Genomic DNA, 26,777 nt, shown 5'->3' on the forward strand with positions numbered 1-26,777 from the left:
ATCATATTGGTTTTTTAACAAAACATCCTCTGATGAAAAAAGCTGGCACGCCCGCTGCAATAGCTCCTCTGACAGCACGTTCTCTGTAAGGCGACTGAGCCTTCAGATTATCTGACCCTACATAAAGGAGTTTGCGATGCGTTATGCACATCCCGGTACGCCCGGCGCTTTGGTTTCATTCCAGGCGATTTACGGCAACTACATTGCGGGCAAATTCGTCGAGCCGCTCAGCGGCCAATACTTCACTAACACCTCGCCAGTGAATGGCAGCGATATCGCGCAGTTCCCGCGTTCGGATGCGCGCGATATCGATTTAGCGCTGGATGCGGCGCATCAGGCGGCTGATGCCTGGGGAAAAACCAGCGTGCAGCATCGCGCCAACATCCTGTTGCAGGTGGCGGATCGCATTGAGGCCAATCTCGAAAAACTGGCGGTAGCGGAGAGCTGGGATAACGGTAAACCGATTCGCGAAACCCTGAACGCCGATCTTCCGCTGGCGGTGGATCACTTCCGTTACTTCGCCGGTTGCCTGCGTGCGCAAGAGGGCAGCACCGCGGAGATCGATGAAACCACCGTGGCATATCACTTTCATGAACCGCTCGGCGTGGTTGGGCAAATCATTCCGTGGAACTTCCCGCTGTTAATGGCGGCGTGGAAACTGGCGCCAGCGCTGGCGGCGGGCAACTGTGTCGTGCTGAAACCGGCGGAACAGACGCCGCTCGGTATTACGCTGCTGATGGAGGTGATTGGCGATCTGTTCCCGGCTGGCGTGTTGAATGTGGTGCAGGGCTTTGGTCGTGAAGCGGGTGAAGCGCTGGCGACCAGCAAACGCATCGCCAAAATCGCCTTTACCGGTTCAACGCCGGTGGGGCGCCACATTATGGCCTGCGCTGCTGAAAACATCATTCCCTGCACCGTCGAGCTGGGCGGCAAGTCGCCGAATATCTACTTCGCTGATGTGATGGATGGTGAGGACGAGTTTATTGAGAAGGCGGTGGAAGGGTTAGTACTCGGTTTCTTCAATCAGGGGGAAGTCTGTACCTGTCCATCGCGCGCCTTGATTCATGAATCGATCTATCAACCCTTTATGGATCGCGTGATGGCCAAGGTGGCGAACATCCGTCGCGGCGATCCGCTCGATAGCGACACCATGATTGGTGCACAGGCTTCACGCCAGCAATTCGATAAAATCCTGTCGTATATCAACATCGCACGCGACGAAGGCGGGCAAATTCTCACCGGTGGCGATCGCGCCAGCATGGCCACCGAGCTGAATGATGGATTCTACATTCAGCCGACCTTAATCAAAGGAACCAACCAGATGCGCTGTTTCCAGGAGGAGATTTTTGGGCCGGTGATTGGTGTTACCACCTTTAAGGATGAGGCAGAAGCGCTCGCCATCGCCAACGAAACCCAGTTCGGTCTTGGTGCGGGCGTGTGGACGCGCGATACCAATCTGGCTTATCGCATGGGACGCGGCATCAAAGCCGGGCGCGTCTGGACCAACTGTTATCACATCTATCCCGCTCACGCGGCATTCGGCGGTTACAAGCAGTCGGGTGTAGGCCGTGAGACGCACAAAATGGCGCTCAGCGCCTATCAACAAACCAAAAATCTGCTGGTTAGCTATGGCACCGCGCCTTTGGGCCTGTTCTAAGTCCGCATCCGTTCAAATGGAGAGTGAAAGATGAATATGCAAATCAAAACCACCATGAAAGCCGCGGTTGTGAAGGCATTTGGTGAACCGTTAGTGATTGAGCAGGTGCCGGTGCCGCAGGTCGGGCCGGGGCAGATTTTAGTGAAAATTGCGGCTACCGGCGTGTGCCATACCGATCTTCACGCGGCCGAAGGCGACTGGCCGATTAAACCCAATCCGCCGTTTATTCCGGGCCACGAAGGTGTGGGCCAGGTTGTGGCGCTCGGCGAGGGCGTTAAGCACCTGAAAATGGGCGATCGCGTCGGTGTGCCATGGCTCTATTCGGCGTGCGGTCACTGCGAACACTGTCTCGATAGCTGGGAAACGCTGTGTCTGTCGCAGCAAAATGCCGGTTACTCAGTGAATGGCAGCTTCGCGGAATACTGCCTCGCCGATGCCAACTATGTCGGCATCATTCCGGATAACGTCGATTACAACGAAATCGCGCCGATCCTCTGTGCCGGCGTCACCGTGTATAAAGGGCTGAAAATGACCGACACCAAACCCGGCGATTGGGTGGTGATTTCCGGTATCGGCGGTTTAGGACATATGGCGGTGCAGTACGCGGTTGCCATGGGTCTGAACGTGGCGGCGGTGGATATTGATGATGAGAAACTGGCGTTCGCTAAACGTCTCGGTGCCAGCGTGGTGGCGAATGCGAAAAATGTCGATCCGGCCAAGGTGTTCCAGGAGAGTTTTGGCGGTGCGCATGGCGTGCTGGTCACGGCGGTTTCACCAAAAGCGTTCGAACAGGCGATTGGTACGCTGCGTCGTGGCGGCACCATGGTGCTGAACGGATTGCCGCCGGGCAAATTCGATCTGTCGATTTTCGATATGGTGTTGGACGGCATTACGGTGCGCGGTTCCATCGTCGGGACGCGCAAAGATCTGCAGGAAGCGCTGGATTTCGCCGGTCGTCACAAGGTGAAAGCCACCGTAGCGGTAGAACCGCTGACTAACATCAACGATATCTTCGCGCGGATGCACGCTGGCAAGATTGAAGGGCGCATCGTGGTGGATATGTCGCTGTAACAAAAAGCCCGACGCGATGGTCGGGCTGGTCATTTAGCAGCTGGCGAGCAGCGCTTCGAGTTCGACGCGGCTCGTCACTTTACTGTCGATTTTGATGTAAGCACTTTTCTCTTCTGGCACGATAAACACCGACGCCACGCCGGGCTGCGCTTTCAAACGCTTCTCCAGATTCGGCACCGCCAGCACCGCATCGCTGAGCATAATGCGCAGGCTGCTGACGTAAGGCGGTTCCTGCATCGACATCGCCACAAACAGCCAGGCAGCTGCGACAATCGCACCGACCAGGAACACGGTTTGGGCATCAACATGACCATAGATCCATCCGCCCATGCTGCCGCCAATCGCCACACCAATGAACTGGCTGGTGGAGTAGATGCCCATCGCGGTGCCTTTGTAGCCCGGCGGCGACTCTTTGCTGATCAGTGATGGCAGAATCGCTTCCATCAGGTTGAAGGCGAGGAAGAACAGCTGCACACCAATCACCAGCGTCCAGAAGTGGCCTGCCGCGCCCCACAATACGATTTCTGCAATGATGATGATCGCCACGCAGCCGACAAACACGCGCTTCATGCGGCGCTTCACTTCGGCATAGATAATGAAAGGCACCACGGCAACAAAGGCCACCAGCATCGTCACCAGATAGACTTTCCAGTGCTCGGCCGCCGGTAAACCGGCTTGTTCAAACTGTCCCGGCAGCGCCACGAAGCTCGACATCAGCAGAATGTGCAGGCAGAGAATGCCGATATTCAGTTTTAACAGTTTTGGATTGGTCAACACCGCGCGGATACTGCCTTTCACCATGCCGGATTCGCGGTTCAATACGTGGTTTGGTGCGTTCGGCACCACTAATAAGGTGATGACGATGCCCAGCGTCGCGAGGATGGCGATCATCCAGAACAGCGCGTGCAAGCCGAGTGCGTGGGTGACAATCGGGCCAACTACCATCGCAATAGCAAAAGTGACGCCAAAGCTGATGCCGATAAACGCCATCGCCTTGGTGCGGTTTTGTTCACGGGTTAAATCTGACAGCAACGCCATTACCGCGGCGGCAATCGCGCCGGAGCCTTGTAACGCGCGGCCTAAAATCACGCCCCAAATGGTGTCGGAGGTGGCGGCGATAACGCTGCCGAAAACGAACAGCAGCAGCCCGCCAACGATCAGCGGCTTTCGGCCGACGCGATCGGAGAGCAGACCAAAAGGAATCTGGAAGATGGCTTGTGCCAAACCATAGATACCGATTGCGAGACCAATCAGTGTTTCACTGGCGCCCTGTAATGCCATGCCGTACGTGGTGAGTACCGGCAAGACCATAAACATTCCCAACATGCGCAGGGAAAAAACGGTACCTAAACCCCATGTAGCGCGTAGCTCTACTGGCGTCATTTTATTGTCGTTCATGTTTACCTCAAAATTATACTGCGCCCATTTTAGGCAGCAGGGCAGGGCGGGTAAAACATTTGTTCTTAAGCAGTGGTAACAAAAAGAAAGGGCGCGAAATTCGCGCCCTTTCTGGTTTTGCGGAGCTGAATTACCAGACGTAAGTCAGTAAATCTTTCGACGCTGGCGTCATGAAATCAACCGACATCATCACGCTCAGGGCGGTGATAGCGACAATCGAGAACACAAACAGTTTACGTGCCCAAACTTTATCGTTTGAGGTTTTGTAACCTGAAAGCGCCATGCCGAGCCACCACACGCTAACGGCCGCAGCCACCACCAGATATTTATAGCCCGCGTAACCGCCAAGGGTCAGCATCAGGGTGGCAATCATGAACGCCAGGATATATAGCGTAATATGATTTTTTGCCACCGAGATGCCTTTCACCACCGGCAGAACCGGGATGTTGGCAGCCTGGTAATCTTTAAAGCGGAAGATGGCAATCGCATAGGAGTGCGGCATCTGCCACAGGCTAAAGATAGCCAGTAAAATCAACGCGCCAGCATCAAACTGGTTGGTCACTGCGCAGTAGCCAATCACCGGCGGCGCAGCGCCAGAGAGACTACCAATCAGCGTGCCGTAGACAGAGTTACGCTTCATATAGAGGCTATAAACGCCTACGTAAACCACGAAGCCCATCACCGCCAGCCACATGGCCAGCGGGTTAGCGCCGAAATACAGCAACGCAAAGCCAGCAATACCCAATGCGGTTGCATAAACCAGGCTTACTTTCGCCGAGATCAGGCCTTTGACCAGAACACGGTTCCGCGTTCTCTCCATTTTGATGTCGATATCGCGGTCAATCACGTTGTTGAAAACACAACCTGATGCGACAACCAGCGATACGCCAACCAGCGAGGCGAGAAACAGGGTGTAATCAATGCTGCCTTTCGAAGCCAGCAGGAATCCACCGATCACAGAAATTAAATTGCCGAAAATAATTCCTGGTTTTGTTACTTGCAGGTATTGCTTAATCATTACGCGACTCTTTAGTGGGCCATCATGTTGTAGTTGAGGTTCCACATAATCCACAGTGAGCCTACGACAACAATCAAGATGATGAGTGCTGAGAAGACAATGGCCACCATGTTCCAGCCACCTTCTGATTTGCTGTCTAAGTGCAGGAAGTAGACCAGGTGAACCAGCACCTGAACTACCGCACACACCAGAACCACACCCAGAATAGTGCCGTGTGAAGCGCCGCCATCCATGACCATCCAGAACGGAATACCGGTCAGGATGATAGAGAGGACGAAGCCGATCATGTAAGACTTCACGCTACCGTGAGAAGCGCCATGTTCGTTAACAGAATGACTCATTACATGGCTCCCATCAGGTAGACAACGGTGAATACGCAGATCCAAACCACATCCAGGAAGTGCCAGAACAAGCTCAGGCACATGATACGGGTGCGGTTGGTTGCAGTCAGACCACGTTTAGAAATCTGGAACATCATCACTGCCATCCAGATCAGGCCAGAGGTCACGTGCAGACCGTGCGTGCCGACCAGCGTAAAGAACGCTGACAGGAAGCCGCTGCGATCGGGACCGAAGCCTTCTTTGATCAGGTGATGGAATTCATAGATTTCCATGCCGATAAAGCCAGCACCGAACAGGAAGGTCAAGGCTAACCAGCTGATGACCGAGCCCTTGTTCTGGTTGTTCATCGCGATCACTGCCATACCATAGGTAATGGAGCTGAGCAGCAGCAGCGCGGTTTCGACCAGAACGAACGGCAGTTCGAAGATGTCTTTACCTGCCGGGCCACCGGCAGTGTTATTGACCATAACTGCATAGGTCGCAAACAGGGTTGCGAAGATAATGCAGTCACTCATCAGGTAGATCCAGAAGCCAAAGACTTTATTGGCTCCTGCATCGTGATGCCCATGCTCCGCATGGGCGTCGTGGTGGTGTTTTGCAGTTTCAGTTGACATTATTTCAGACCTGCTTTGCTGATTTCGTCAAAGTGCTTCTTCTCGATCTGCTCGACTTCAGCAACCGGTACGTAGTAATCCACGTCTTCATCGAAGCTCTTCACAATCCAGGTGACGATAGTGCCCACGAAGGTGAGGCCAGCCAGCCACCAGATATGCCAGATCATGGCGAAACCGAATACAGTCATCAGAGCCGCGATAACAACAGCTGCGCCACTGTTTTTCGGCATATGAATTTCTTCATATTTTTCTGGCTGCTTGTACGCTTCGCCTTTCTCTTTCATTTCCCAGAACGCATCGCGCTCATGGATATGCGGGATAACAGCAAAGTTGTAGAACGGCGGCGGTGAAGAGGTTGCCCACTCCAGCGTACGTCCACCCCACGGGTCACCGGTCAGATCACGGTTCTGGTCGCGGTCACGCACAGAAACGTAGAATTGGGTAACCTGGCACAGGATACCGCAAGCGATCAGCGCCGCACCGCCTGCTGCAACCACCAGCAGTGAGTGGAACTGAGGATCGATGTCCTGGCTGATACGACGCGTCATGCCCATGAAGCCCAGCGCATACAGCGGCATGAATGCCACGAAGAAGCCGATGATCCAGAACCAGAACGCGCGGATACCCCATTTTTCATTCAACGTGAAGCCGAACGCTTTCGGGAACCAGTAGGTCACGCCAGCCATACAACCGAACACCACACCACCGATAATCACGTTATGGAAGTGCGCGATCAGGAACAGGCTGTTGTGCAGAATGAAGTCCGCACCTGGAACCGCCAGCAGAACACCTGTCATACCACCAATAGAGAAGGTAACCAGGAAGCCGATGGTCCACAGCATCGCTGAGTGGAACTCAACGCGACCCTGATACATGGTGAACAGCCAGTTGAAGATTTTCACGCCGGTCGGGATAGCGATGATCATCGTCATGATACCGAAGAAGGCGTTTACGTTCGCGCCCGCACCCATGGTGAAGAAGTGGTGCAGCCAAACAATGAACGACAGAACGGTAATCGCGATGGTCGCCCACACCAGAGAGGTGTAACCGAACAGACGCTTTTTAGAGAAGGTCGCCGTGACTTCAGCGAAGACACCAAACACCGGCAGAACCAGGATGTACACTTCCGGGTGACCCCAGACCCAAATCAGGTTGACGTACATCATCATGTTACCGCCCATTTCATTGGTGAAGAAATGGAAACCAAGGTAACGGTCAAGCGTCAACAGTGCCAGCGTAACGGTCAGTACCGGGAACGCAGCGATGATCAGGACGTTAGTACACAGTGATGCCCAGGTGAATACCGGCATTTTGAACAGGTCCATGCCCGGCGCACGCATCTTCAGAATGGTCACGAAGAAGTTGATACCGGTCAGTGTCGTACCGATACCGGACAGCTGGAGACTCCAGATCCAGTAATCGACCCCGACGCCAGGACTGTACTCCGCACCCGAAAGCGGCGGATAAGCCAACCAGCCGGTCTGTGCGAACTCGCCCACACCCAGAGAGATGTTCACCAGGATCACACCGATCGCGGTAAACCAGAAGCTCAGGTTGTTCAGGAACGGGAAGGCAACGTCACGAGCACCAATTTGCAGCGGTACCGCGATGTTCATCAGACCTACCACGAACGGCATCGCCACGAAGAAGATCATGATCACGCCGTGAGCGGTGAAGATCTGGTCGTAGTGGTGCGGCGGTAGTATGCCGGCTTCCCCAGCGGAAGCCATCACTTGTTGGGTACGCATCATTACCGCATCGGCAAAGCCGCGCAGCAACATGACGAAAGCCATGATGATGTACATGATACCCAGTTTTTTGTGGTCAATGGAGGTGAACCATTCTGACCACAGGTACTGCCACTTACCAAAGTAGGTAATCGCAGCAACCAGCGCCAGACCACCTAAGATGATAGCGGCGACCGTAACCACGATAATGGGTTCGTGGTATGGCACTGCATCCAGTGTTAATTTTCCGAACATCGTATTATTCCTCGGCTCCCGCGGAAGCGGCGTGACTCATGTCCATGCCTTTATGTTCTGGCATGTCCATCTTCCCGTGGCTCATCATGAACTTATCAATTACTTGCTTGAACAGTTCTGGATTTGCCGTTGAGAAATATTCCACCGGGTGATTTTCGCTTGGCGTAGCCAGTTTCTCGAAATCATCCATGGTGTTCAGCGCGTTAGGTGCCGCTTTAACTTTGGCAACCCACTGCTGGAATTCCGCATCGTCTTTAGTTGCAATGGCTTTGAACTTCATGCCAGAGAAACCACGACCACTGAAGTTCGCAGAGATACCGTCAAATGTTCCTGGCTCGTTGGCGATCAGATGCAATTTGGTCTGCATACCGGCCATCGCATAGATCTGGCTGCCGAGAGTAGGAATAAAGAAGGAGTTCATCACGGAGTTGGAGGTGATCTTGAAGTTCACCGGAGTGTTTGCCGGGAAGGCAATCTGGTTGACGGTTGCAATACCCTGTTCCGGGTAAATGAACAGCCATTTCCAGTCCAGTGCCACTACGTCGATCTCAACCGGTTTAACGTCAGAAACCAGCGGTTTGCTCGGCTCCAGCGCGTGGGTTGATTTCCAGGTCAAAACGCCGAGGAAGATAATGATCAGGATCGGAATGGTCCAGACCACGGCTTCCACTTTGTTTGAGTGTGACCAGTTAGGGCTATAAGTTGCGTTAGTATTGGTTGCCCGATATTTCCAGGCAAAGAATACTGCCATGAAGACTGCCGGGATAACTACGATCATCATCAAGCCGAAAGCTGTCAGAATCAACGAACGTTGCTCCAGTGCAATCTGTCCTTTGGGATTTAACAACGCACTATCGCAGCCACTGAGTAATACAGCGCCTGCAATTAATGACAAAATCCCCAAACTTTTATTGTATTTACTGAGTCTCATTTAACGACCTCAATGACAAAGGGCTCTATTGTCGTTTAAGTGTGCGCGCATTTTACGGGAAGGTTTATGCAGTGTAAACCAGCTTAAGGATGTGTCAGAAGGCTGTTGACACCTTTTGCTAAGGGTGTCACAGATGTTACGCAGGGTGACAAATTATTAACTGCGACAAGCAGTTGGCATCAATATAACAAAAACCAATGGTAGAAACCGCAGAAAAATCAGGGAAAGTATAAACCGTACTCTTAATACTCATTTATTTAACATTTCTGCATCATTTCGGCGATGACTTTTATACAAAGTAATTGCGCACCGGATTTAAATATTCGCTCGCAGTTGTTAATTTAATGTTTCTAATTCGCTTTAAAAAAAATGCTATTGGGAAAATGAGCAACTGATATTTTTAGCCCATTATTTCGTTATGAAATTGGCTTACTCAAACCAGATTTTCCCGCGCCGCTTTTTTTAATGCCAAACTATCCAAAATAACCCCGAGTGCGACCGCCAACAGCGCAAATGCCATGCCGGCTTCAAACAGTGGCGTAAGTAGCGCATCAATCTGCACAACGCCGCTGGCGTTAAGGGCTAAGGCCAGCAACCACAAGGCCAGCAAGCCGCAGCCGATGCTAAACAGACGCACCGTCCAGCGGTAACCTTGCGGCCACAAGCTGCGCATCACAAACTCCCCGCTTTGCTGCATGCTATGCAAAGTGCCGCGACACAGCCATAACAGCAGTAATCCCGGTACGCCAGCAAACACGGTGAAAGCATAGAAGGTCGGCCAGCCCCACATTTCAACCAGCCAACCGGCGGCGGGACCGACGTAAACGCGGCCCACGGCGGAGAGGGCAGAGAGCAGTGCGAACTGCGTCGCAGAGAAGGATTTGTTGCACAATGTCATCAGCAACGCGACAAAGGCCGCGGTGCCCATGCCGCCGCACAGGTTTTCAATGAAGACCGCGCTGGCCATGCTCCACAAGTGCGGTGGCGTTACCGCCAGCAACCAGTAAGCAAAATTCGACACCGCTTGCAGCACGCCAAAAATCATCAGGGCGCGGAACAAACTCAGGCGCTGCATCAGCACGCCGCCATACAGCGCACCAATAATGGTGGCCAACAAACCCAGCGTTTTGTTCACCAGACCGACATCGCCCGCGCTAAAGCCGACGCCGCGAATCAGGAAGGTGGTGGTGAGCGAGGCGGCAAATGCATCGCCAAGCTTGTAAAGGATAATCAGCGTGATCAGCAGCCAGGCATTATTGCGCTGGAAGAAGTCTTTCAGCGGGAATGTCACGGCCTGGCGTAGCGAGTGCGGTTCGCGCGCCGGCGCCACCGGTTCTTTCGCCAGCAACGTGGCGATCAGGCCCGGCACCATCAGCAACGCCATTAGCCAGTAAGTGGCTTGCCAGCCGAGATAGCGATCCGCAATCCACAGCGCCAGTCCGCCTGAAATCAACATCGCCAGACGATAGCCCAGCACGGTGATTGCCGCGCCGCTGCCGCGCTCCTCCGGCGGCAGCACATCGGTTTTCCAGGCATCAAACACGATATCCTGTGAAGCCGAACAGAAGGCAACCAGCACCGCCAGCGCGGCCAGCAGCGTTAAGTCACGCGAAGGCTGCATAAAGCCCATGGCAATAATGCCGCCAATTAGCGCCAGCTGCGTGACCAGCAGCCAGCCGCGACGGCGGCCAAGAAACGGTGGCGTATAGCGATCCATCATCGGCGACCACAGGAACTTAAACACGTAAGCCTGACCGACAAGGGAGAAGAAACCGATGGTTTTCAGGTCAACATTCTCTACCGTCATCCACGCTTGTAACGTCCCGGCGGTTAACGCCAGCGGTAAGCCTGAGGCAAAACCCAGCAGCAGCAATACCGCCGCATTACGTTGGGTAAAAATACGCAGATAATGAGATGTCATAGCCAACCTGAAATGAAGCCCGGCTGAGAGTCGCCGGGCAAAATACTGCGGAAATTAGCGGGCGTTCTGCTTGATGAAGTTGTGAACGCTGGTGTCCTGCGCCATATCAGCAATCACGTCACTCAGGGTTGAGTTAACCGCGTTGGTGATCTTCGCGTTGGTGGCGGTAAACGCGCCTTCTACGCTGTAAGTCTGGCGATAGTTTTTCACCTGCTTGTTACCGTTTTTCGCGGTGGCGATGATGGAGATATCCGCCTTGGTGGTAATGCTGTAGCGTACGTTGCCTTGAGTTACATCCGCATACAGACCATTCACCACGATCTGCAGATCAACGGCACCGCTCGGGCCGATCATGTAGCCGCGTGACGTCATCTGCTTCTCTAACACTTCCTGCAGCAGGAAGCGCAGATCGCGTGATGGTGTCAGCGTGATCAACTGACCATCGCGGTTTACTTTGGCCAGCGCCTGATCGGAACGTTGATCGGCACCGTTAACGCTGATGGTGACGCCCATCAGGCTTGGATCTTGCTGCGGTAATTGAATCTTCGGCTGAATATCCAATGTGGTGTTGTTGCTGGCACAGCCGGCCAAAATAAAAGCAGCCAGCAGAGGGAATAACAGTTTTTTCAACATACTCATTCTCGTTAGCATATGGGTTGGTTTGCAAAACTGCGGCCATCATAGCATTGCGCAGCGGTGAAAAAAGCCCCGGGCCAATGGAAATTGATTGTAAAGGCTTTTTTCGGACAGGATGAAACGCCAGCCAGTTGACCTGAGAGATAAGCAAGTTACTATGCGCAGCGCTGGCGGATTTATTTACGGCCAACCTGCGGAAGCGGTGAAAAACCTACTAATATTTAAACAGATGGGCACAGCGCTCGCCGGAAAGGAGTGTTAATCATGATTCGCGAACAAATAGAAGAAAAGTTGCGTAACGCTTTCGAGCCTGCACATCTTGAAGTGCATGATGAAAGCTACCGTCATAACGTGCCCGCCGGTTCTGAAAGTCACTTTAAAGTGGTGATTGTCAGCGATCGATTTACCGGTCAGCGCTTTCTGCAACGTCATCGCGCTATTTATGGCGAACTGGCAACCGAATTAGCGGGCAGCGTACACGCGCTGGCACTGCATACCTACACGCAAAAAGAGTGGGATGGATTACAGGATACGGTTTTGGCCTCGCCGAATTGTCGCGGCGCGGGAACGCTCGCCTGAATTCCCTTTTTACTCATCCTTAAAAACGGCCTGCGGGCCGTTTTCTTTTCATTTATTACACTCAAACGCGATCTACGGCGCAAAAAAGCAGCAAAACCGCTAAAAAGTGGTGAGTTTGCAGCCTCGACTCATTCCAGCGATGCCGCTATAATGCTGCGTCTATTTTTCCGGAATGTCTTCGGGACGCTTCTGGTGACAGGGATTTGGTTCTGCCTGCAGAGGCCGTCCCGGTTGTTGGATACGGCGCATTTTATGTGTGGTGTCTGAAGTTGACCGAGCACGTGATTTTTTGAGGTAACAAGATGACAGTTTCAGTAGAAACCACTCAGGGTCTGGGCCGTCGCATTTCGATTACTGTTGCAGCTGACAGCATCGAAAGCGCAGTGAAGAAAGAACTGGTGGAAGTGGCTAAGAAAGTCCGTATCGACGGTTTCCGTAAAGGCAAAGTGCCGGCACACATCATTTCTCAGCGCTACGGTGCTTCTGTTCGCCAGGACGTGCTGGGCGAGCTGATGACGCGCAACTTCGTTGACGCCATCATCAAAGAGAAAATCAATCCGGCTGGCACACCAAACTATGTGCCGGGCGAATATAAAGAAGGCGAAGACTTCACCTACGCGGTTGAGTTCGAAGTGTATCCAGAAGTTGAGCTGAAAGGCCTGGATGCAATCGAAGTTGAGAAGCCAGTGGTAGAAGTGACTGACGCTGACGTTGATACCATGCTGGAAACCCTGCAGAAGCAGCAGGCGACCTGGAAAGAGAGCGATGCCGCAGCGACAGCTGAAGATCGCGCGACCATCGATTTCAGCGGTTCTGTTGACGGCGAAGAGTTTGAAGGCGGCAAAGCCTCTGACTTCGTGCTGGCAATGGGCCAGGGCCGTATGATCCCAGGCTTCGAAGAGGGCGTTGTTGGCCACAAAGCCGGCGAAACCTTCACTATCGACGTGAAATTCCCAGACGATTACCATGCAGAAAACCTGAAAGGGAAAGATGCGAAGTTCGAAATCGTGCTGAAGAAAGTTGAAACTCGCGAACTGCCAGAGCTGACTGAAGAGTTCATCAAGCGCTTTGGCGTGGAAGATGGTTCAGTTGCCGGTCTGCGTGCTGAAGTGCGTAAGAACATGGATCGCGAGCTGAAAGGTGCTATCCGTAACCGCGTCAAGACGCAGGCAATCGACGGTCTGGTTAACGCCAACGACATCGACGTCCCGGTTGCGCTGATCGACAGCGAAATTGACGTTCTGCGTCGTCAGGCTGCACAGCGTTTTGGTGGCAACGAGAAGCAAGCGCTGGAACTGCCACGCGAACTGTTCGAAGAGCAGGCTAAACGTCGCGTCGTTGTGGGTCTGCTGTTGGGCGAAGTGATTCGTATCAACGAACTGCAGGCTGACGAAGATCGCGTTAAAACGCTGATCGAAGAGATGGCTTCTGCGTACGAAGATCCGCAGGAAGTGATCGAGTTCTACAGCAAGAATAGCGAGCTGATGAACAACATGCGCAACGTGGCTCTGGAAGAGCAAGCGGTTGAAGCGGTACTGGCGAAAGCGAAAGTGACCGATAAAGCCACTAACTTCCAGGAACTGATGAACCAGACCTCTGCGGCCTGATTCATTCGTTAACCGTTAGTGCTAAGCCCGTGACTGAAAAGTCGCGGGCTTTTTCGTTTCTGGCGCCAAATACACCGATTTGCTCTCTATTTGCTTAATTAATCGGCAAATTATTCGCTAAGCTCTTTTTCCGTGTTAGCGAATGGGCAAAAGGTTGTTATGCTTGAAACAACTGGGCAGCATCCCCAGATATAGGGAGAATGCATGAAAACAGTGAGAATGACTGATTAACCGTCTTGTTACTGCGGAGTGAGACTGCAGCGCATAGTTTTCCCGGCGCGCCTCACGTAAAATCGGTACAGAATGTTGCCAATGAAATTTATCAGGAGACGGTAATGTCATACAGTGGCGATCGTGAATTTACTGCACCGCACATGGCGCTGGTGCCAATGGTGGTCGAACAAACCTCGCGCGGCGAGCGTTCTTACGACATCTACTCTCGCCTGCTCAAAGAGCGTGTGATCTTCCTGACCGGTCAGGTTGAAGATCATATGGCTAACCTGATCGTGGCGCAGATGCTGTTTCTGGAAGCTGAGAATCCTGAAAAAGACATTTATCTCTACATTAACTCGCCAGGCGGCGTGATTACTGCTGGGATGTCGATTTATGACACAATGAAGTTTATCAAGCCGGATGTCAGCACCATCTGTATGGGTCAGGCTTGTTCAATGGGGGCGTTCCTGCTGACAGCAGGCACCAAAGGCAAACGTTTCTGCCTGCCTAATTCACGTGTGATGATTCATCAGCCGTTGGGCGGCTATCAGGGTCAGGCGACGGATATTGAAATCCATGCGCGCGAAATCCTGAAAGTGAAGCAGCGCATGAATGAGCTGATGGCTGAGCACACTGGCAAATCGCTGGAAGAGATTGAACGCGACACTGAGCGCGATCGTTTCCTCTCTGCGGGCGAAGCGGTTGAGTACGGTTTGGTTGACTCAATCCTGACGCATCGCCAATAAGACACATCTGTCTGCCCCTTACGCTATAGTTAACGGGGAGCAGGCAGATGGGTTGAATGCATATCGGCCGTTGATGTACGGCCAGCGCCGTACAACAAATTTGGTCTGAGAAAGAAAAGAGGTTAGCTGATGACAGATAAGCGCAAAGACGGTTCAGGTAAGTTGCTGTACTGCTCTTTCTGCGGCAAAAGCCAGCATGAAGTCCGTAAGCTAATTGCCGGGCCGTCAGTGTACATTTGCGATGAGTGCGTTGATCTTTGCAACGACATCATTCGCGAAGAGATTAAGGAAGTTGCGCCGCATCGCGAGCGTAGCTCACTGCCGACGCCGCATGAAATCCGCCATCACCTTGATGACTATGTTATTGGTCAGGAAAGGGCGAAGAAAGTGCTGGCAGTAGCGGTGTATAACCACTACAAACGCCTGCGCAATGGTGATACCAGCAATGGCATTGAACTGGGCAAAAGTAACATTTTGCTGATCGGTCCAACCGGTAGCGGTAAAACACTGTTGGCCGAAACGCTGGCGCGCTTGCTGGATGTGCCCTTCACGATGGCAGATGCCACCACGCTGACCGAAGCGGGTTATGTGGGTGAAGACGTTGAAAACATCATCCAGAAGCTGCTGCAGAAGTGTGATTACGACGTGCAGAAAGCGCAGCGCGGCATTGTCTATATTGATGAAATCGACAAGATTTCTCGTAAGTCTGACAACCCGTCGATCACCCGTGACGTCTCGGGCGAAGGCGTACAGCAAGCGCTGTTGAAACTGATTGAAGGCACCGTGGCTGCCGTACCGCCGCAGGGCGGACGTAAACATCCGCAGCAGGAGTTCTTGCAGGTTGATACCTCCAAGATTCTGTTTATCTGTGGTGGCGCATTCGCCGGTCTCGATAAGGTGATCTCCCAGCGTGTTGAAACCGGGTCCGGCATCGGCTTCGGCGCAACCGTGAAGGGCAAATCCCAGAAGGCGAGTGAAGGCGAATTGCTGTCGCAGGTTGAGCCAGAAGATTTGATCAAGTTTGGCCTGATTCCTGAGTTCATCGGTCGTTTGCCGGTTGTGGCAACGCTGAGCGAACTGAGTGAAGAAGCGCTGATTCAGATCCTCCGTGAGCCGAAGAACGCGCTGACCAAACAGTATCAGGCGCTGTTCAATCTGGAAGGCGTAGAACTGGAATTCCGCGACGAAGCCTTAACGGCAATCGCTAAAAAAGCGATGTCACGTAAAACCGGTGCGCGTGGTCTGCGTTCTATCGTTGAAGGTGCGTTACTTGAAACTATGTACGACCTGCCTTCGATGGATGACGTTGAAAAAGTGGTGATTGATGAATCAGTCATTGAAGGTCAATCCGAGCCGATGTTGATTTATGGAAAGCATGAAGCCCAGGCTTCTGGTGAATAAATAAACAATTGCACCACGTTGTTATCTTAAAAAAGGGGAAAAATCTTTCCCCTTTTGTTTTTCTCTCGCCAGTGACATTGAATGTCGTACAAGCATCCCCATATACTCAATATCCTGTGGGTTTAACTGCAAAACCTCTATTGCGCGGTACCCATCACCTGGCGGACATTAAACTAAGAGAGAGCTCTATGAATCCTGAGCGTTCTGAACGCATTGAAATCCCCGTGTTGCCGTTGCGCGACGTGGTGGTTTATCCGCACATGGTAATTCCGTTGTTTGTTGGCCGGGAAAAATCGATTCGGTGCCTCGAAGCCGCGATGGATCATGATAAAAAGATCATGCTGGTTGCACAGAAAGAGGCTTCAACGGATGAACCTGGCATTAACGATCTCTTCTCAGTAGGGACCGTCGCTTCTGTATTGCAGATGCTGAAACTTCCAGACGGCACGGTAAAAGTGCTGGTCGAAGGTTTACAGCGCGCGCACATCACCACGCTGGCTGATAATGGCGACCATTTTGTTGCCCAGGCCGAATACCTTGTCTCGCCAGAAATTGAAGAGCGCGAGCAGGAAGTGCTGGTGCGCACGGCCATCAACCAGTTCGAAGGCTACATCAAGCTCAATAAAAAAATCCCACCTGAGGTCTTAACCTCCCTCAACAGCATCGACGATGCGGCCCGTCTGGCCGATACCGTCGCAGCGCATATGCCGCTGAAACTGGCTGACAAACAGTCCGTGCTGGAGATGTCCGACGTCAATGAACGTCTGGAATATCTGATGGCGATGATGGAATCAGAAATCGATCTGCTGCAGGTTGAGAAGCGCATTCGCAACCGCGTTAAAAAGCAGATGGAAAAAAGCCAGCGTGAGTACTATCTGAATGAGCAAATGAAAGCCATTCAGAAAGAGCTGGGCGAAATGGATGATGCGCCGGATGAGTACGAGGCGCTGAAACGTAAGATTGAAGCGGCCAAAATGCCGACCGAAGCGCGTGAAAAAGCCGAAGCTGAGCTGCAGAAGCTGAAGATGATGTCGCCGATGTCTGCAGAAGCGACCGTGGTGCGTGGCTACATCGACTGGATGGTTCAGGTTCCGTGGGTGGCGCGCAGCAAGGTGAAAAAAGACCTGCGTAAAGCGCAGGAAACGCTGGATATCGACCATTACGGTCTGGAGCGCGTCAAAGATCGCATCCTTGAGTATCTTGCGGTGCAGAGTCGCGTTAGCAAAATCAAAGGCCCAATTCTCTGCCTCGTTGGACCGCCGGGCGTGGGTAAAACCTCGCTGGGACAGTCGATTGCTAAGGCCACCGGACGTAAATACGTGCGTATGGCGCTGGGTGGCGTGCGTGATGAAGCGGAAATCCGCGGACATCGTCGTACCTACATCGGTTCTATGCCTGGCAAGCTGATCCAGAAAATGGCGAAAGTGGGCGTCAAAAACCCGCTGTTCCTGCTGGATGAAATCGACAAAATGTCTTCTGACATGCGTGGCGATCCGGCTTCAGCGCTGCTTGAGGTGCTGGATCCTGAGCAGAACATCGCGTTTAACGATCACTATCTGGAAGTGGATTACGATCTCTCTGACGTTATGTTCGTGGCGACCTCAAACTCCATGAACATCCCAGCACCGTTGCTTGACCGTATGGAAGTGATTCGTCTCTCCGGTTACACCGAAGATGAAAAGCTGAACATCGCGAAGCAACATTTGCTGCCGAAGCAGATTGAACGTAATGCGCTGAAAGAGAAAGAGATCACCGTCGACGATAGCGCGATTGTTGGCATCATCCGCTACTACACGCGTGAAGCGGGCGTGCGTAGTCTGGAGCGCGAACTCTCCAAGCTGTGCCGTAAAGCAGTGAAGGCGTTACTGATGGATAAGTCGAAAAAGCACATCGTGATCAATGGCGATAATCTCAAGGATTTCCTTGGCGTGCAGCGCTTTGATTATGGTCGCGCAGAGAGCGAAAGCCGTGTGGGTCAGGTGACCGGACTGGCGTGGACGGAAGTGGGCGGCGATCTGCTGACCATTGAAACCGCCTGCGTACCAGGTAAAGGCAAGCTGACGTACACCGGTTCGCTGGGCGAAGTGATGCAGGAATCGATTCAGGCCGCGCTAACTGTGGTGCGCGCGCGTGCAGAGAAACTGGGCATCAACGGTGATTTCTACGAGAAACGCGACATCCACGTGCACGTACCAGAAGGTGCGACACCGAAAGATGGCCCGAGCGCCGGTATCGCTATGTGCACCGCGCTGGTGTCTTGCTTAACCGGTAACCCGGTGCGTTCTGATGTCGCAATGACCGGTGAAATCACCCTGCGTGGTCTGGTTCTGCCGATTGGTGGCCTGAAAGAGAAGTTGCTGGCGGCACACCGTGGCGGCATCAAAACCGTGCTGATCCCGGACGAAAACAAGCGCGATCTGGAGGATATTCCCCAGAACGTGATTGCTGATCTCGAGATTCATCCGGTGAAGCGTATTGAAGAAGTGCTGAACCTGGCACTGGAAAATGCGCCTTACGGCATGCAGGTTGCGACCGCAAAATAGTGATTAGCGGCATAAACCGCTAAAAAGCGAAGCTGGCAGGCAAAATGGTGCTTGCCAGCTTTTTTTTGTGCCGCTAACTTAGTGGGCTGCTGGATCAACGATTAAGATGAATACCGTTGTTTCAGCTCCACAGGCTTGATATAACTGGCTGCGCGTTCGCACCGGGCGGGAAGCACGGGTGCGATGTGAATAATAAAAGAGGGGATGAAGAGAGTGAATAAGTCACAGTTGATCGACAAAATTGCTGCAGATGCTGACATTTCTAAAGCGGCAGCGGGACGTGTTTTAGATGCATTCATGGACTCCGTTACCGAAGCTCTGAAGGGCGGTGATGAAGTGGCACTGGTTGGTTTCGGTACTTTCTCTGTACGTGAGCGTGCAGCTCGTACTGGCCGTAACCCACAAACGGGTAAAGAGCTCACCATTCCGGCTGGTAAAGTTCCGGGCTTCCGTGCTGGTAAAGCACTGAAAGATTCCGTCAATTAATGACCGCTGATACATCCATTGAAGCATTTTCTTCCGTGGATTGAGGACGCAAAAGCCGTTCTCATGTAACATACGGGCACATCATTTTTGATGTGCCTTTTTTATTCTTGATGCGCGGCGATAGCCTTTGGTTGTTGTCTCCGCATGGTTGCCAACTGCCAGCCTGAACAGCAGTTGCACGATGATGACATCGTGTTAGAGCTTTACATTCACACTACAGCGGAGTGTTGTCATACCATGATGGACAATTTACGCGCGGCGTCGAATCATGTCGTGCTCAAGATTATTCTGGGATTGATCATCCTGTCTTTCGTACTCACCGGGGTGGGCAACTACCTGATCGGTGGCGGCGGTGATTATGCTGCCAAAGTTAACGGCCACGAGATCAGCCGTGCAGAGCTAGAGCAGGGTTATAACAACGAGCGCAATCGTCAGCAGCAGATGCTGGGCGATCAGTTCTCGCAGTTAGCCAGCAACGAAGGCTACATGCAGCAGATGCGCCAGCAGGCGCTGTCGCAGTTGATCGATCAGGCGTTACTTGATCAGTACATCAAAGATCTGCACATCGGCATCAGCGATGATCAGGTGAAACAGGCGATCTTCAATCAGAAAGCTTTCCAGACCAACGGTAAATTCGACAACGCCAAATACAGCGGCCTGATCACCAGCATGGGCTTCACTGCCGATCAGTATGCCGAAGCGCTGCGCAAGCAGCTGGCGACGCAGCAGCTGATTAACGCAATTGCTAACACCGATTTCATGCTAAAAGGCGAAACCAGCAAGCTGGTGGATCTGGTGTCTCAGCAGCGTGAAGTGCGTCAGGCGGTGATTGATGTCAACGCGCTGGCGGCTAAGCAGACGGTCAGCGACAACGAAGTCAGCCAATATTACCAGCAGCATCAGAATAGCTTCATGGCGCCTGAACAGTTCCGCGTGAGCTACATCAAAATGGATGCCGCTAGCATGCAGGAAACGGCCAGCGAAGCGGACATTCAGAGCTGGTACGATCAACATAAAGCGGATTATTCACAGCCACAGCGTAATCGCTACAGCGTGATCCAGACCAGGACGGAAGCTGACGCTAACGCCGTGGTTGACGCGCTGAAGAAAGGCGAAGATTTCGCCGCGCTGGCAAAAAGCAAATCCATCGACCCAATTTCAGCCCGCAAAGGCGGTGACATGGGTTGGCTGGAGCCGAGCACTACGCCAGACGAGCTGAAAAACGCCAATCTGACGCAGAAAGGCCAGCTTTCCGGCGCTATCAAATCGTCGGTTGGCTTCCTGGTGGTGCGTCTGGATGATATCCAGCCGGAGCAGGTTAAGCCGTTGGCCGATGTTCATGACATCGTTGCCGATAAAGTGAAACAAGAGAAAGCGGTTGATGCCTTCTACAAAATTCAGCAGAAAGTCAGCGAAGCAGCCAGCAACGACAACGAATCGTTGGCGGGCGCCGCGCAGGCTTCCGGCTTGAAAGTGGTAGAAACCAATTGGATCACCCGTGATAACCTGCCAGACGAGTTGAATTTCGATCAGGTTAAACAGGCGATCTTCAACGGTGGTCTGGTAGGCCAGAATGGTGCGCCGGGTAACAACTCCGACATCATCTCTGTGGATGGCGATCGTGCCTTTGTCCTGCGTATCAGCGAGCACAAACCAGAAGCGGTGAAGCCGCTGGATCAGGTAAAAGCGCAGATCGTAGACTCGCTGAAGCATGATAAAGCGACACAGCAGGCGAAAGCACAAGCAGATAAGCTGCTGGCCGATTTGAAAGCCGGTAAAGCGGATGCACTGAAGGCTGCAGGCCTGACGCTCAGCGCCAGCAAATCGTTCGATCGCAACGCGCAGGATCCTGTTGCTCAGTCAGCCTTCAATCTGCCACAACCTGCCGACAATAAACCGTCGTGGGGCGTGAGCGAAGATATGCAGGGCAATGTGGTGCTGATCGCGCTGGATAAAGTCAGCGCGGGCAACATGCCGCAGGCGCAGATCGATGAGATGGTAAAAGGCGTAACGCAGAATAACGCGCAAATCGCCTTTGAAGCGCTGCTGGAAAACCTGCGTAAAGAGGCGAAGATTAAGTACGGCGCCGCAGCACAAAACCAGTAAGCCTCACAAAAAAAGTTAAATCACTGCAATACCCGAAAGGCCGCTTATGCGGCCTTTTCCATTTCTGTAATTGCCCTTTTGAGCGTTGAATTGAGCTATGACACCCTGCTGTTGCTGTCAAACACAAGGAGAAACACAGCATGGTTAAATCAACGTTTCAAGCCCTATGCATTACGCTGGCGCTGGGCGGCGCAGTTTATACCACCGGACTGGCGGCTGCCGAAAGTCCCAGTGAAACGCAGGCGACGCAAGTCTCCACGCCACAGGAAGGCCAGGTTAGCATCAATTCAGCCACCGCCGAACAACTGGCGGCGGGTATGAACGGTATCGGGCTGAAGAAGGCGCAGGCGATTGTCAGTTATCGCGAACAATACGGGCCCTTTACCGCCATTGAACAGCTCAAGGAGGTGCCGGGCATTGGTAGCGCCCTGATTGAGCGCAACAGCGCCCGGCTTAAACTGTGAAGCGTCTCGCGACTTTGAAGGATTGAAAAAGCCCGGATTCAGGCTGTGCTATGCTCAACAGGTCTTACCAGTTGTCATTCTCAGCCTGAACAAGGAGCAACAATGCAAACCACAATTAAAGTGCGCGGTTATCATCTGGATGTTTATCAGCACGTGAATAACGCGCGCTATCTGGAATTTCTGGAAGAGGCGCGCTGGCAGTGGCTGGAGGATGTCGATGCGTTTCATTGGCTGATGGAGCAGCAACTGGCGTTTGTGGTGGTGAATATCAACATCAACTATCGTCGTCCGGCGGTATTGGGCGACGTATTGAATATTGAAAGTGAAGTGTCACAGCTCAGCGGTAAAAGTGGCATCATTGCGCAGCGTGTCTTGCTGGCGAGTGATAATTCGGTGGTGGCCGATGCCGCGCTGACCTTTGTCTGTATCGATTTGCGCACGCAAAAAGCGGTGCCGATGGAAGGGGAGTTGCGCGAGCGTCTGGCGTCATTGATGGTGGAAAATGAATAACTGGCGCCGATGACGCCAGTTTACCCTGCGGCCTGAATCAGTTGAGGCCGCTTTTTTGTTTCATCGCTGCCATCACCGCCGGCGCGTTCGCCTGATAATCTGCCAGGCCACGGGCGCGTAAATGACAGGCCGCGCATTCGCCACAGCCATCACCTTTTACGCCGTTGTAGCAGGTAAGCGTTTCAGCGCGTACCAGCGGCAGCTGCTGCCAGTAATCGGCCAGCGCCCAGGTTTCCGCTTTATTCAGCCACATCAGCGGCGTCTCAAAGCGAATATTGCGCGCCATGCCGAGGCTGACGGCGTTATTCAGTGCTTTAACAAACTCATCACGGCAATCCGGGTAGCCGGAGAAATCGGTTTCGCACACGCCGGTGATCACCGCTTCGGCTTCGACCTGATAGGCATAAATCGATGCCAGCGTCAGGAACAGGATATTGCGGCCCGGTACAAAGGTACTCGGCAAACCGCTGGCATTGGGATCATAGGTCGGCACCGGAATGTTGTCGCGCGTCAGGCTGCTGACGGCTAACTCGTTGAGCAGCGTAACGTCCAGCACTTTGTGCGCGCGCGCGCCCAGCTTGTGCGACAGCTCAGCCGCAACCTCGATCTCTTCACGATGGCGTTGGCCGTAATCAAAAGTAACGCAATGCACTTCATCATAGTGTTGCAGCGCCTGAATTAAACAGGTGGTGGAGTCTTGTCCGCCACTGAATACCACAACGGCTCGTTTCATTTTTTCTTCCCCAAAAATCAGTGCGCTTATGGTACTGGCTCGGACGCAGGCTGAACAGCGCTAGCTGTGGTTGGCGGCGGAATCCAGGCGCGGGTGAAATCAAACCATCCCAAACTATTAAGCTGGATGCCCTCCACGCCGGGCGGCGCAAAAACCTGATAGCGATAGTTAAACAGCGGCAGTAAGTGGGCATCGCACATCAGCTGCTGAAACAGTTGCTGAGTCAATTCACTGCGCTGCAGTGCATCAGGTTGTTGGGCAATCGCGCTCAGTGGCGTTTGCAGAACCTGTTCGCGTAGCGGCTGCCAGACCGGATCGTTCTCCAGCCAGTTCACCAGCGTAAACAGTGGTGCATCGCCAATCAGTCGATCGCCCATCACCACATCGGCCTCACTGAGATCGCTATCGTCACGCCAGCTTTTTACGTCATGGAAGATGCAGGTGAGGGCGCAGCCGTGTTGCGCCAGCAGTGGAATCAACGCCTGTGCCATCACATGCAGTTCGACCGGCAAGTGGTAATGCAGCGTTAATGTGGGCGGCAGTGCAATCGTCTCTCTTTCGGCGCGCGGTACCGGCCAGCCAGGAAGCAGCTCTTGGCTCGGTGTGATTAAACCCTCATCCAGCGGCAGTTGCTGAATCACACCGCTGCGCTGAATCAGGGCAATCAGCGATTGGGCCTGTTCGGCACTGAAGTTCGCCGAGATGCGTGGCGCCAGATAGCAAAATCCCAGGCTGATACTGCGATCAACCGGACGTAGCGAGCCGAGTTCGTCAGGATCGCCAATGGCGATTTGCACCGGATGGCTGCAGCTGGTGCCGAGATCACGATCAAACAGCTGCGGTGTGATCCAGTATTCCATCCGCTGGATCAGCGGGCGCTGCAAATGCCAGCGCGCATGGCTCTCCAGCCGCACCATCTCAGCGGTGAAATGCGTGAGTTTCCACGGCCCGCTACCGATATCGGTGAATTCAGGATGCGGTAACAGACAGAACTGATGCGCCAGCCGCTGCGGCAGCCAGTAATCGCTTTCACGCAGTTGAATATGTATCGCTAGCGGATGCGGCGCTTCAATCTGTTCAATCGCCGCCAGCAGCCGCGCACCGCGTGGCGAATGCCTGATCTGTTGCAGTTGCTCAACCAACTGTGTCGCCTGCACCGGTTCATCGTTGTGCCAGCTGAGCTGTGGGCGCAGCCAGAAATACCAGTCACGGCCGCTGGCATCATGCTGCCAATGGTGAGCGAGATCGCCTTCAACATCGTTATCGCGAAAGCGCGTTAACCCGGAGAAAACCTGGCGCGCCAGATGTTGCTCGGCGCGTCCGGTCAGCTGCAGCGGACGCAACGGCTCCATCGCGCGGTAGTAAGGAATGCGCAGCACCGGCGATTGCTTCTGCCACTGACCGCCCATCAATGGTCGCAGCAATTTTACTAATCGCTCGGGATGCAGATCGAGCACCTGCAGCGCCTGTACCGCCTCGCCGGCGTCGAGTTGCTGCGTTAACAACTGCTGGCGCAGCTGTTCCGGCGACACCAGGAAAGTCAGCTCACCCTGTTTGCCACGCCCGGATTCACCGCGCCACTGCAGCCAGCCGGCATCCTGCCACTGACGCAGCAGCGTGCGCAGATGGCGCTCGCTGCAAAAGCAGTGTTGCGCCATCGCAGCGACGCTAAGGCGTTGCGTTTCGCCGTGGCTGAGTTGCCACAGGCGCTGAAATTGATTGACCCGATGAAGTTCACGCATAGCTAAACCCGGAACAGTTTTTAAAAAGTATTCACTATTAGTTCCGTAATTACCAGGCGATAGTAGCTGCCTCACACAGACAGGAGAATTCGCATGGCTCGCCTCGCGGCATTTGATATGGACGGCACGCTGTTGCTGCCTTCGCACCGGTTAGGTAATGAAACGCTGGCAAGCCTGCATGCGTTGCATCAACGCGGCGTCACGTTGGCGTTTGCCACCGGGCGCCATCTCATGGATATGCAGCGAGTACGCGAACAAATCACCTTGCCTGCGTGGCTGATTACCGGTAACGGCACGCGCATTCACGATCTTGAAGGCAACCAACTTTACGGCTGCGATTTATCGCCATCGGTGGCGGAAGAGGTGATTCATACGCATTGGCAAACGCCGGCCTCGATTCATGTTTTCAACGATGAGGGCTGGTTTACCGATAAGCCGCTGCTCGGCGCGCTGGAAGCGCATGCGATGAGTGGCTTCCATTATCAGCTGCGCGATTTGCGTCAGATGTCGGCGCATGAAGTCACGAAAATCTGTTTTATTGCGCCACATGAAATGTTGCAGGCGTTAAAAAGCGAATTGCAGGCCGCGTTGGGCGAGCGGGCCAACATTTGCTTCTCTGCGTGGGATTGTCTGGAGGTGTTGCCGGTCGATTGCCATAAAGGCGCGGCGTTGGGGCGTTTGTGCCAGCATCTTTCGCTGTCGCTGGCGGATTGTATGGCGTTTGGCGATGCCATGAACGATCGCGAAATGCTGGAACGTGTTGGCAGCGGTTTTATTATGGGCAACGCCATGCATCAATTGAAAGCGTCGTTGCCCCATTTACCGATTATCGGACATTGCGAGACACAGGCGGTGTCTCACTACCTTAATCACTGGATGACCACACCACACCTCGATTATTCCCCCGAATGCTGAGGCTTACAGTGAACCGGACAGGACGTCCGGTTTTTTATTGCAGCTCACGCACCCATGGCGCAATGTCGCCGATATTCTGCTTTACCCACTGCGCATTGTAATAGGTGTCGGGATAGCGCTCACCGCTGTCACACAGCAACGTCACCAGAGAACCCTGCTCGCCGTTTTCCCGCATGCGTTTTGCCACCTGCATCATGCCCCAGAAGTTGGTGCCGGTTGAAGCGCCAGGGCGACGTCCCAGCACCTTTTCCAGCTGCAGCATTGCGGCGATAGTCGCGCCATCCGGCACTTTCGTCATCTCGTCAATCACGTCGGGTAAAAACGACGGTTCCACGCGCGGACGACCAATGCCTTCAATCAGGCTGCCGCGTTCGCTGCGCAGCGTTTTGTCGCGGCTCTGCCAGTAATCAAAGAACACTGAATGCTGCGGATCGACCACCAGCAGGCGCGTGTCATGGCCCTGATAGCGGATATAGCGGCCCAGCGTTGCCGAGGTGCCGCCGGTACCGGCGCTCATGATCACCGTATGCGGCACCGGGAAGGGTTCGTGCGACATCTGGCGGAAAATGCTTTCGGCAATATTGTTGTTGCCGCGCCAGTCGGTGGCGCGCTCGGCATAGGTGAACTGGTCCATAAAGTGGCCATTCAGTTCACGCGCTAAACGCTCAGATTCGCTGTACAGCTGGCAGGGATCGGCGACGAAATGGCACTCGCCACCGTAAAAACCAATCATCTCGATTTTGCGTTTCGCGGTGCTGGCGGGCATCACAGCGATAAAGGGCAAACCGAGCAAACGCGCGAAGTAAGCTTCTGATACCGCAGTACTGCCGGATGAGGCTTCAATGATCGGCGTATTTTCGTGGATCCAGCCATTCGCCAGGCCATAGAGAAACAGGGAACGCGCCAAACGATGTTTTAAGCTGCCGCTGGGATGCGTGCTTTCATCCTTAAGATAGAAGTGAATGCCGGGAAAATCATCTAGCTTAAAGCGGATCAGATGCGTATCCGCGGAGCGCTGAAAATCGGCGTTAATTTCATTGATGGCGTGGCGAACCCAGGGCGTTTGCATGTGGCATTTCCGTAATCATTATTGCGCACAGTGTAAGGCACTGGCAGGAAAAAGAGGTTGCTTTAATCACGGTATAATGGTGCGCTTAGAGAAA

General features: G+C 53.4%; 23 protein-coding genes. 12 read left to right on the forward strand and 11 right to left on the reverse strand.

Annotated elements, in window-relative coordinates; all coding sequences use genetic code 11:
- Positions 1–136 precede the first annotated feature (136 nt).
- Both PO881_RS04735 and adhP read left to right on the forward strand, forming a co-directional pair.
- Complete coding sequence (locus PO881_RS04735) at positions 137–1,657, forward strand: aldehyde dehydrogenase family protein (protein WP_110867746.1); 1,521 nt, start codon at positions 137–139, stop codon at positions 1,655–1,657.
- A gap of 36 nt (positions 1,658–1,693) precedes the next feature.
- Complete coding sequence (gene adhP, locus PO881_RS04740) at positions 1,694–2,728, forward strand: alcohol dehydrogenase AdhP (protein ID WP_192236781.1); 1,035 nt, start codon at positions 1,694–1,696, stop codon at positions 2,726–2,728.
- A gap of 33 nt (positions 2,729–2,761) precedes the next feature.
- Here adhP and PO881_RS04745 read toward each other — a convergent pair whose 3' ends face one another.
- The 8 genes from PO881_RS04745 to PO881_RS04780 form a co-directional block, all read right to left on the reverse strand.
- Positions 2,762–4,126, reverse strand: a complete 1,365-nt coding sequence (locus tag PO881_RS04745) for an MFS transporter (protein ID WP_008103947.1) — start codon at positions 4,124–4,126, stop codon at positions 2,762–2,764.
- Between the two features lie 130 nt (positions 4,127–4,256).
- The gene (gene cyoE / locus PO881_RS04750; RefSeq protein ID WP_008103945.1) at positions 4,257–5,144 is read right to left on the reverse strand and encodes a heme o synthase; all 888 of its coding nucleotides are present in this window, start codon (positions 5,142–5,144) and stop codon (positions 4,257–4,259) included.
- 11 nt (positions 5,145–5,155) lie between these two features.
- On the reverse strand, positions 5,156–5,485 hold the full coding sequence (locus PO881_RS04755; RefSeq protein ID WP_007886986.1) for a cytochrome o ubiquinol oxidase subunit IV: 330 nt from the start codon (positions 5,483–5,485) through the stop codon (positions 5,156–5,158).
- Positions 5,485–6,099 (reverse strand): cytochrome o ubiquinol oxidase subunit III, encoded by a 615-nt coding sequence (locus PO881_RS04760; protein ID WP_007886985.1) that lies wholly within the window; start codon positions 6,097–6,099, stop codon positions 5,485–5,487. Before PO881_RS04760 ends, PO881_RS04755 begins: the two co-directional genes overlap by 1 nt.
- The gene (gene cyoB / locus PO881_RS04765) at positions 6,099–8,081 is read right to left on the reverse strand and encodes a cytochrome o ubiquinol oxidase subunit I (protein ID WP_192236708.1); all 1,983 of its coding nucleotides are present in this window, start codon (positions 8,079–8,081) and stop codon (positions 6,099–6,101) included. Before cyoB ends, PO881_RS04760 begins: the two co-directional genes overlap by 1 nt.
- Before the next feature lie 4 nt (positions 8,082–8,085).
- Complete coding sequence (cyoA, locus tag PO881_RS04770) at positions 8,086–9,012, reverse strand: cytochrome o ubiquinol oxidase subunit II (protein WP_101762426.1); 927 nt, start codon at positions 9,010–9,012, stop codon at positions 8,086–8,088.
- Positions 9,013–9,445: 433 nt separating this feature from the next.
- A complete protein-coding gene (ampG, locus tag PO881_RS04775) occupies positions 9,446–10,933 on the reverse strand; it encodes a muropeptide MFS transporter AmpG (protein ID WP_280172524.1) in 1,488 nt (495 codons plus the stop codon).
- Between the two features lie 54 nt (positions 10,934–10,987).
- Positions 10,988–11,566 (reverse strand): lipoprotein, encoded by a 579-nt coding sequence (locus tag PO881_RS04780; protein ID WP_007886975.1) that lies wholly within the window; start codon positions 11,564–11,566, stop codon positions 10,988–10,990.
- A gap of 267 nt (positions 11,567–11,833) precedes the next feature.
- Here PO881_RS04780 and bolA point away from each other — a divergent pair, with 267 nt between their 5' ends.
- The 9 genes from bolA to PO881_RS04825 all read left to right on the forward strand — a co-directional run bounded on the left by bolA (position 11,834) and on the right by PO881_RS04825 (position 22,224).
- Positions 11,834–12,148 carry a transcriptional regulator BolA gene (gene bolA, locus PO881_RS04785; RefSeq protein WP_008103937.1) on the forward strand — a complete coding sequence of 105 codons (315 nt, stop codon included), beginning with the start codon at positions 11,834–11,836 and terminating at the stop codon, positions 12,146–12,148.
- 302 nt (positions 12,149–12,450) lie between these two features.
- Positions 12,451–13,755 (forward strand): trigger factor, encoded by a 1,305-nt coding sequence (gene tig, locus PO881_RS04790; protein WP_280172525.1) that lies wholly within the window; start codon positions 12,451–12,453, stop codon positions 13,753–13,755.
- Positions 13,756–14,090: 335 nt separating this feature from the next.
- Positions 14,091–14,714 carry an ATP-dependent Clp endopeptidase proteolytic subunit ClpP gene (clpP, locus tag PO881_RS04795; RefSeq protein WP_007886971.1) on the forward strand — a complete coding sequence of 208 codons (624 nt, stop codon included), beginning with the start codon at positions 14,091–14,093 and terminating at the stop codon, positions 14,712–14,714.
- A 129-nt stretch (positions 14,715–14,843) separates the two neighbouring features.
- Positions 14,844–16,115 carry an ATP-dependent protease ATP-binding subunit ClpX gene (gene clpX, locus PO881_RS04800; RefSeq protein ID WP_008103932.1) on the forward strand — a complete coding sequence of 424 codons (1,272 nt, stop codon included), beginning with the start codon at positions 14,844–14,846 and terminating at the stop codon, positions 16,113–16,115.
- Positions 16,116–16,303: 188 nt separating this feature from the next.
- Positions 16,304–18,658 carry an endopeptidase La gene (gene lon, locus PO881_RS04805; RefSeq protein ID WP_101762422.1) on the forward strand — a complete coding sequence of 785 codons (2,355 nt, stop codon included), beginning with the start codon at positions 16,304–16,306 and terminating at the stop codon, positions 18,656–18,658.
- Positions 18,659–18,871: 213 nt separating this feature from the next.
- Positions 18,872–19,144, forward strand: coding sequence for a nucleoid-associated protein HU-beta (gene hupB, locus PO881_RS04810; protein WP_036648244.1), 273 nt, complete (start codon positions 18,872–18,874; stop codon positions 19,142–19,144).
- A gap of 237 nt (positions 19,145–19,381) precedes the next feature.
- Positions 19,382–21,250: a peptidylprolyl isomerase gene (ppiD, locus tag PO881_RS04815; protein WP_280172526.1), complete on the forward strand. Its 1,869-nt coding sequence runs from the start codon at positions 19,382–19,384 to the stop codon at positions 21,248–21,250.
- Positions 21,251–21,390: 140 nt separating this feature from the next.
- Positions 21,391–21,714, forward strand: a complete 324-nt coding sequence (locus PO881_RS04820) for a ComEA family DNA-binding protein (RefSeq protein ID WP_101762421.1) — start codon at positions 21,391–21,393, stop codon at positions 21,712–21,714.
- 102 nt (positions 21,715–21,816) lie between these two features.
- A complete protein-coding gene (locus tag PO881_RS04825) occupies positions 21,817–22,224 on the forward strand; it encodes a YbgC/FadM family acyl-CoA thioesterase (RefSeq protein WP_137385275.1) in 408 nt (135 codons plus the stop codon).
- Positions 22,225–22,261: 37 nt separating this feature from the next.
- Here the strand turns inward: PO881_RS04825 and queC are convergent, their stop codons facing one another.
- Together queC and PO881_RS04835 are read right to left on the reverse strand one after the other, a co-directional pair.
- Positions 22,262–22,957: a 7-cyano-7-deazaguanine synthase QueC gene (queC, locus tag PO881_RS04830; protein ID WP_101762419.1), complete on the reverse strand. Its 696-nt coding sequence runs from the start codon at positions 22,955–22,957 to the stop codon at positions 22,262–22,264.
- A gap of 26 nt (positions 22,958–22,983) precedes the next feature.
- A complete protein-coding gene (locus PO881_RS04835; protein WP_280172528.1) occupies positions 22,984–24,699 on the reverse strand; it encodes an SgrR family transcriptional regulator in 1,716 nt (571 codons plus the stop codon).
- Positions 24,700–24,792: 93 nt separating this feature from the next.
- Between PO881_RS04835 and cof the strand changes: the two genes are divergently transcribed.
- On the forward strand, positions 24,793–25,614 hold the full coding sequence (gene cof, locus PO881_RS04840) for an HMP-PP phosphatase (RefSeq protein ID WP_110867739.1): 822 nt from the start codon (positions 24,793–24,795) through the stop codon (positions 25,612–25,614).
- A gap of 34 nt (positions 25,615–25,648) precedes the next feature.
- Here cof and PO881_RS04845 read toward each other — a convergent pair whose 3' ends face one another.
- Positions 25,649–26,683 carry a PLP-dependent cysteine synthase family protein gene (locus PO881_RS04845; RefSeq protein WP_280172529.1) on the reverse strand — a complete coding sequence of 345 codons (1,035 nt, stop codon included), beginning with the start codon at positions 26,681–26,683 and terminating at the stop codon, positions 25,649–25,651.
- Between the last annotated feature and the right edge of the window lie 94 nt (positions 26,684–26,777).

The sequence above is a fragment of the Pantoea sp. SS70 genome (assembly GCF_029866845.1).
Lineage (GTDB): Bacteria > Pseudomonadota > Gammaproteobacteria > Enterobacterales > Enterobacteriaceae > Pantoea > Pantoea leporis.

Coding starts and splice junctions, on each gene's coding strand:
- PO881_RS04735 (WP_110867746.1), top strand. CDS start 137: ATGCGTTATGCACATCCCGGTACGCCCGGCGCTTTGGTTTCATTCCAG.
- adhP (WP_192236781.1), top strand. CDS start 1,694: ATGCAAATCAAAACCACCATGAAAGCCGCGGTTGTGAAGGCATTTGGT.
- PO881_RS04745 (WP_008103947.1), bottom strand. CDS start 4,126: ATGAACGACAATAAAATGACGCCAGTAGAGCTACGCGCTACATGGGGT.
- cyoE (WP_008103945.1), bottom strand. CDS start 5,144: ATGATTAAGCAATACCTGCAAGTAACAAAACCAGGAATTATTTTCGGC.
- PO881_RS04755 (WP_007886986.1), bottom strand. CDS start 5,485: ATGAGTCATTCTGTTAACGAACATGGCGCTTCTCACGGTAGCGTGAAG.
- PO881_RS04760 (WP_007886985.1), bottom strand. CDS start 6,099: ATGTCAACTGAAACTGCAAAACACCACCACGACGCCCATGCGGAGCAT.
- cyoB (WP_192236708.1), bottom strand. CDS start 8,081: ATGTTCGGAAAATTAACACTGGATGCAGTGCCATACCACGAACCCATT.
- cyoA (WP_101762426.1), bottom strand. CDS start 9,012: ATGAGACTCAGTAAATACAATAAAAGTTTGGGGATTTTGTCATTAATT.
- ampG (WP_280172524.1), bottom strand. CDS start 10,933: ATGACATCTCATTATCTGCGTATTTTTACCCAACGTAATGCGGCGGTA.
- PO881_RS04780 (WP_007886975.1), bottom strand. CDS start 11,566: ATGTTGAAAAAACTGTTATTCCCTCTGCTGGCTGCTTTTATTTTGGCC.
- bolA (WP_008103937.1), top strand. CDS start 11,834: ATGATTCGCGAACAAATAGAAGAAAAGTTGCGTAACGCTTTCGAGCCT.
- tig (WP_280172525.1), top strand. CDS start 12,451: ATGACAGTTTCAGTAGAAACCACTCAGGGTCTGGGCCGTCGCATTTCG.
- clpP (WP_007886971.1), top strand. CDS start 14,091: ATGTCATACAGTGGCGATCGTGAATTTACTGCACCGCACATGGCGCTG.
- clpX (WP_008103932.1), top strand. CDS start 14,844: ATGACAGATAAGCGCAAAGACGGTTCAGGTAAGTTGCTGTACTGCTCT.
- lon (WP_101762422.1), top strand. CDS start 16,304: ATGAATCCTGAGCGTTCTGAACGCATTGAAATCCCCGTGTTGCCGTTG.
- ppiD (WP_280172526.1), top strand. CDS start 19,382: ATGATGGACAATTTACGCGCGGCGTCGAATCATGTCGTGCTCAAGATT.
- PO881_RS04820 (WP_101762421.1), top strand. CDS start 21,391: ATGGTTAAATCAACGTTTCAAGCCCTATGCATTACGCTGGCGCTGGGC.
- PO881_RS04825 (WP_137385275.1), top strand. CDS start 21,817: ATGCAAACCACAATTAAAGTGCGCGGTTATCATCTGGATGTTTATCAG.
- queC (WP_101762419.1), bottom strand. CDS start 22,957: ATGAAACGAGCCGTTGTGGTATTCAGTGGCGGACAAGACTCCACCACC.
- PO881_RS04835 (WP_280172528.1), bottom strand. CDS start 24,699: ATGCGTGAACTTCATCGGGTCAATCAATTTCAGCGCCTGTGGCAACTC.
- cof (WP_110867739.1), top strand. CDS start 24,793: ATGGCTCGCCTCGCGGCATTTGATATGGACGGCACGCTGTTGCTGCCT.
- PO881_RS04845 (WP_280172529.1), bottom strand. CDS start 26,683: ATGCAAACGCCCTGGGTTCGCCACGCCATCAATGAAATTAACGCCGAT.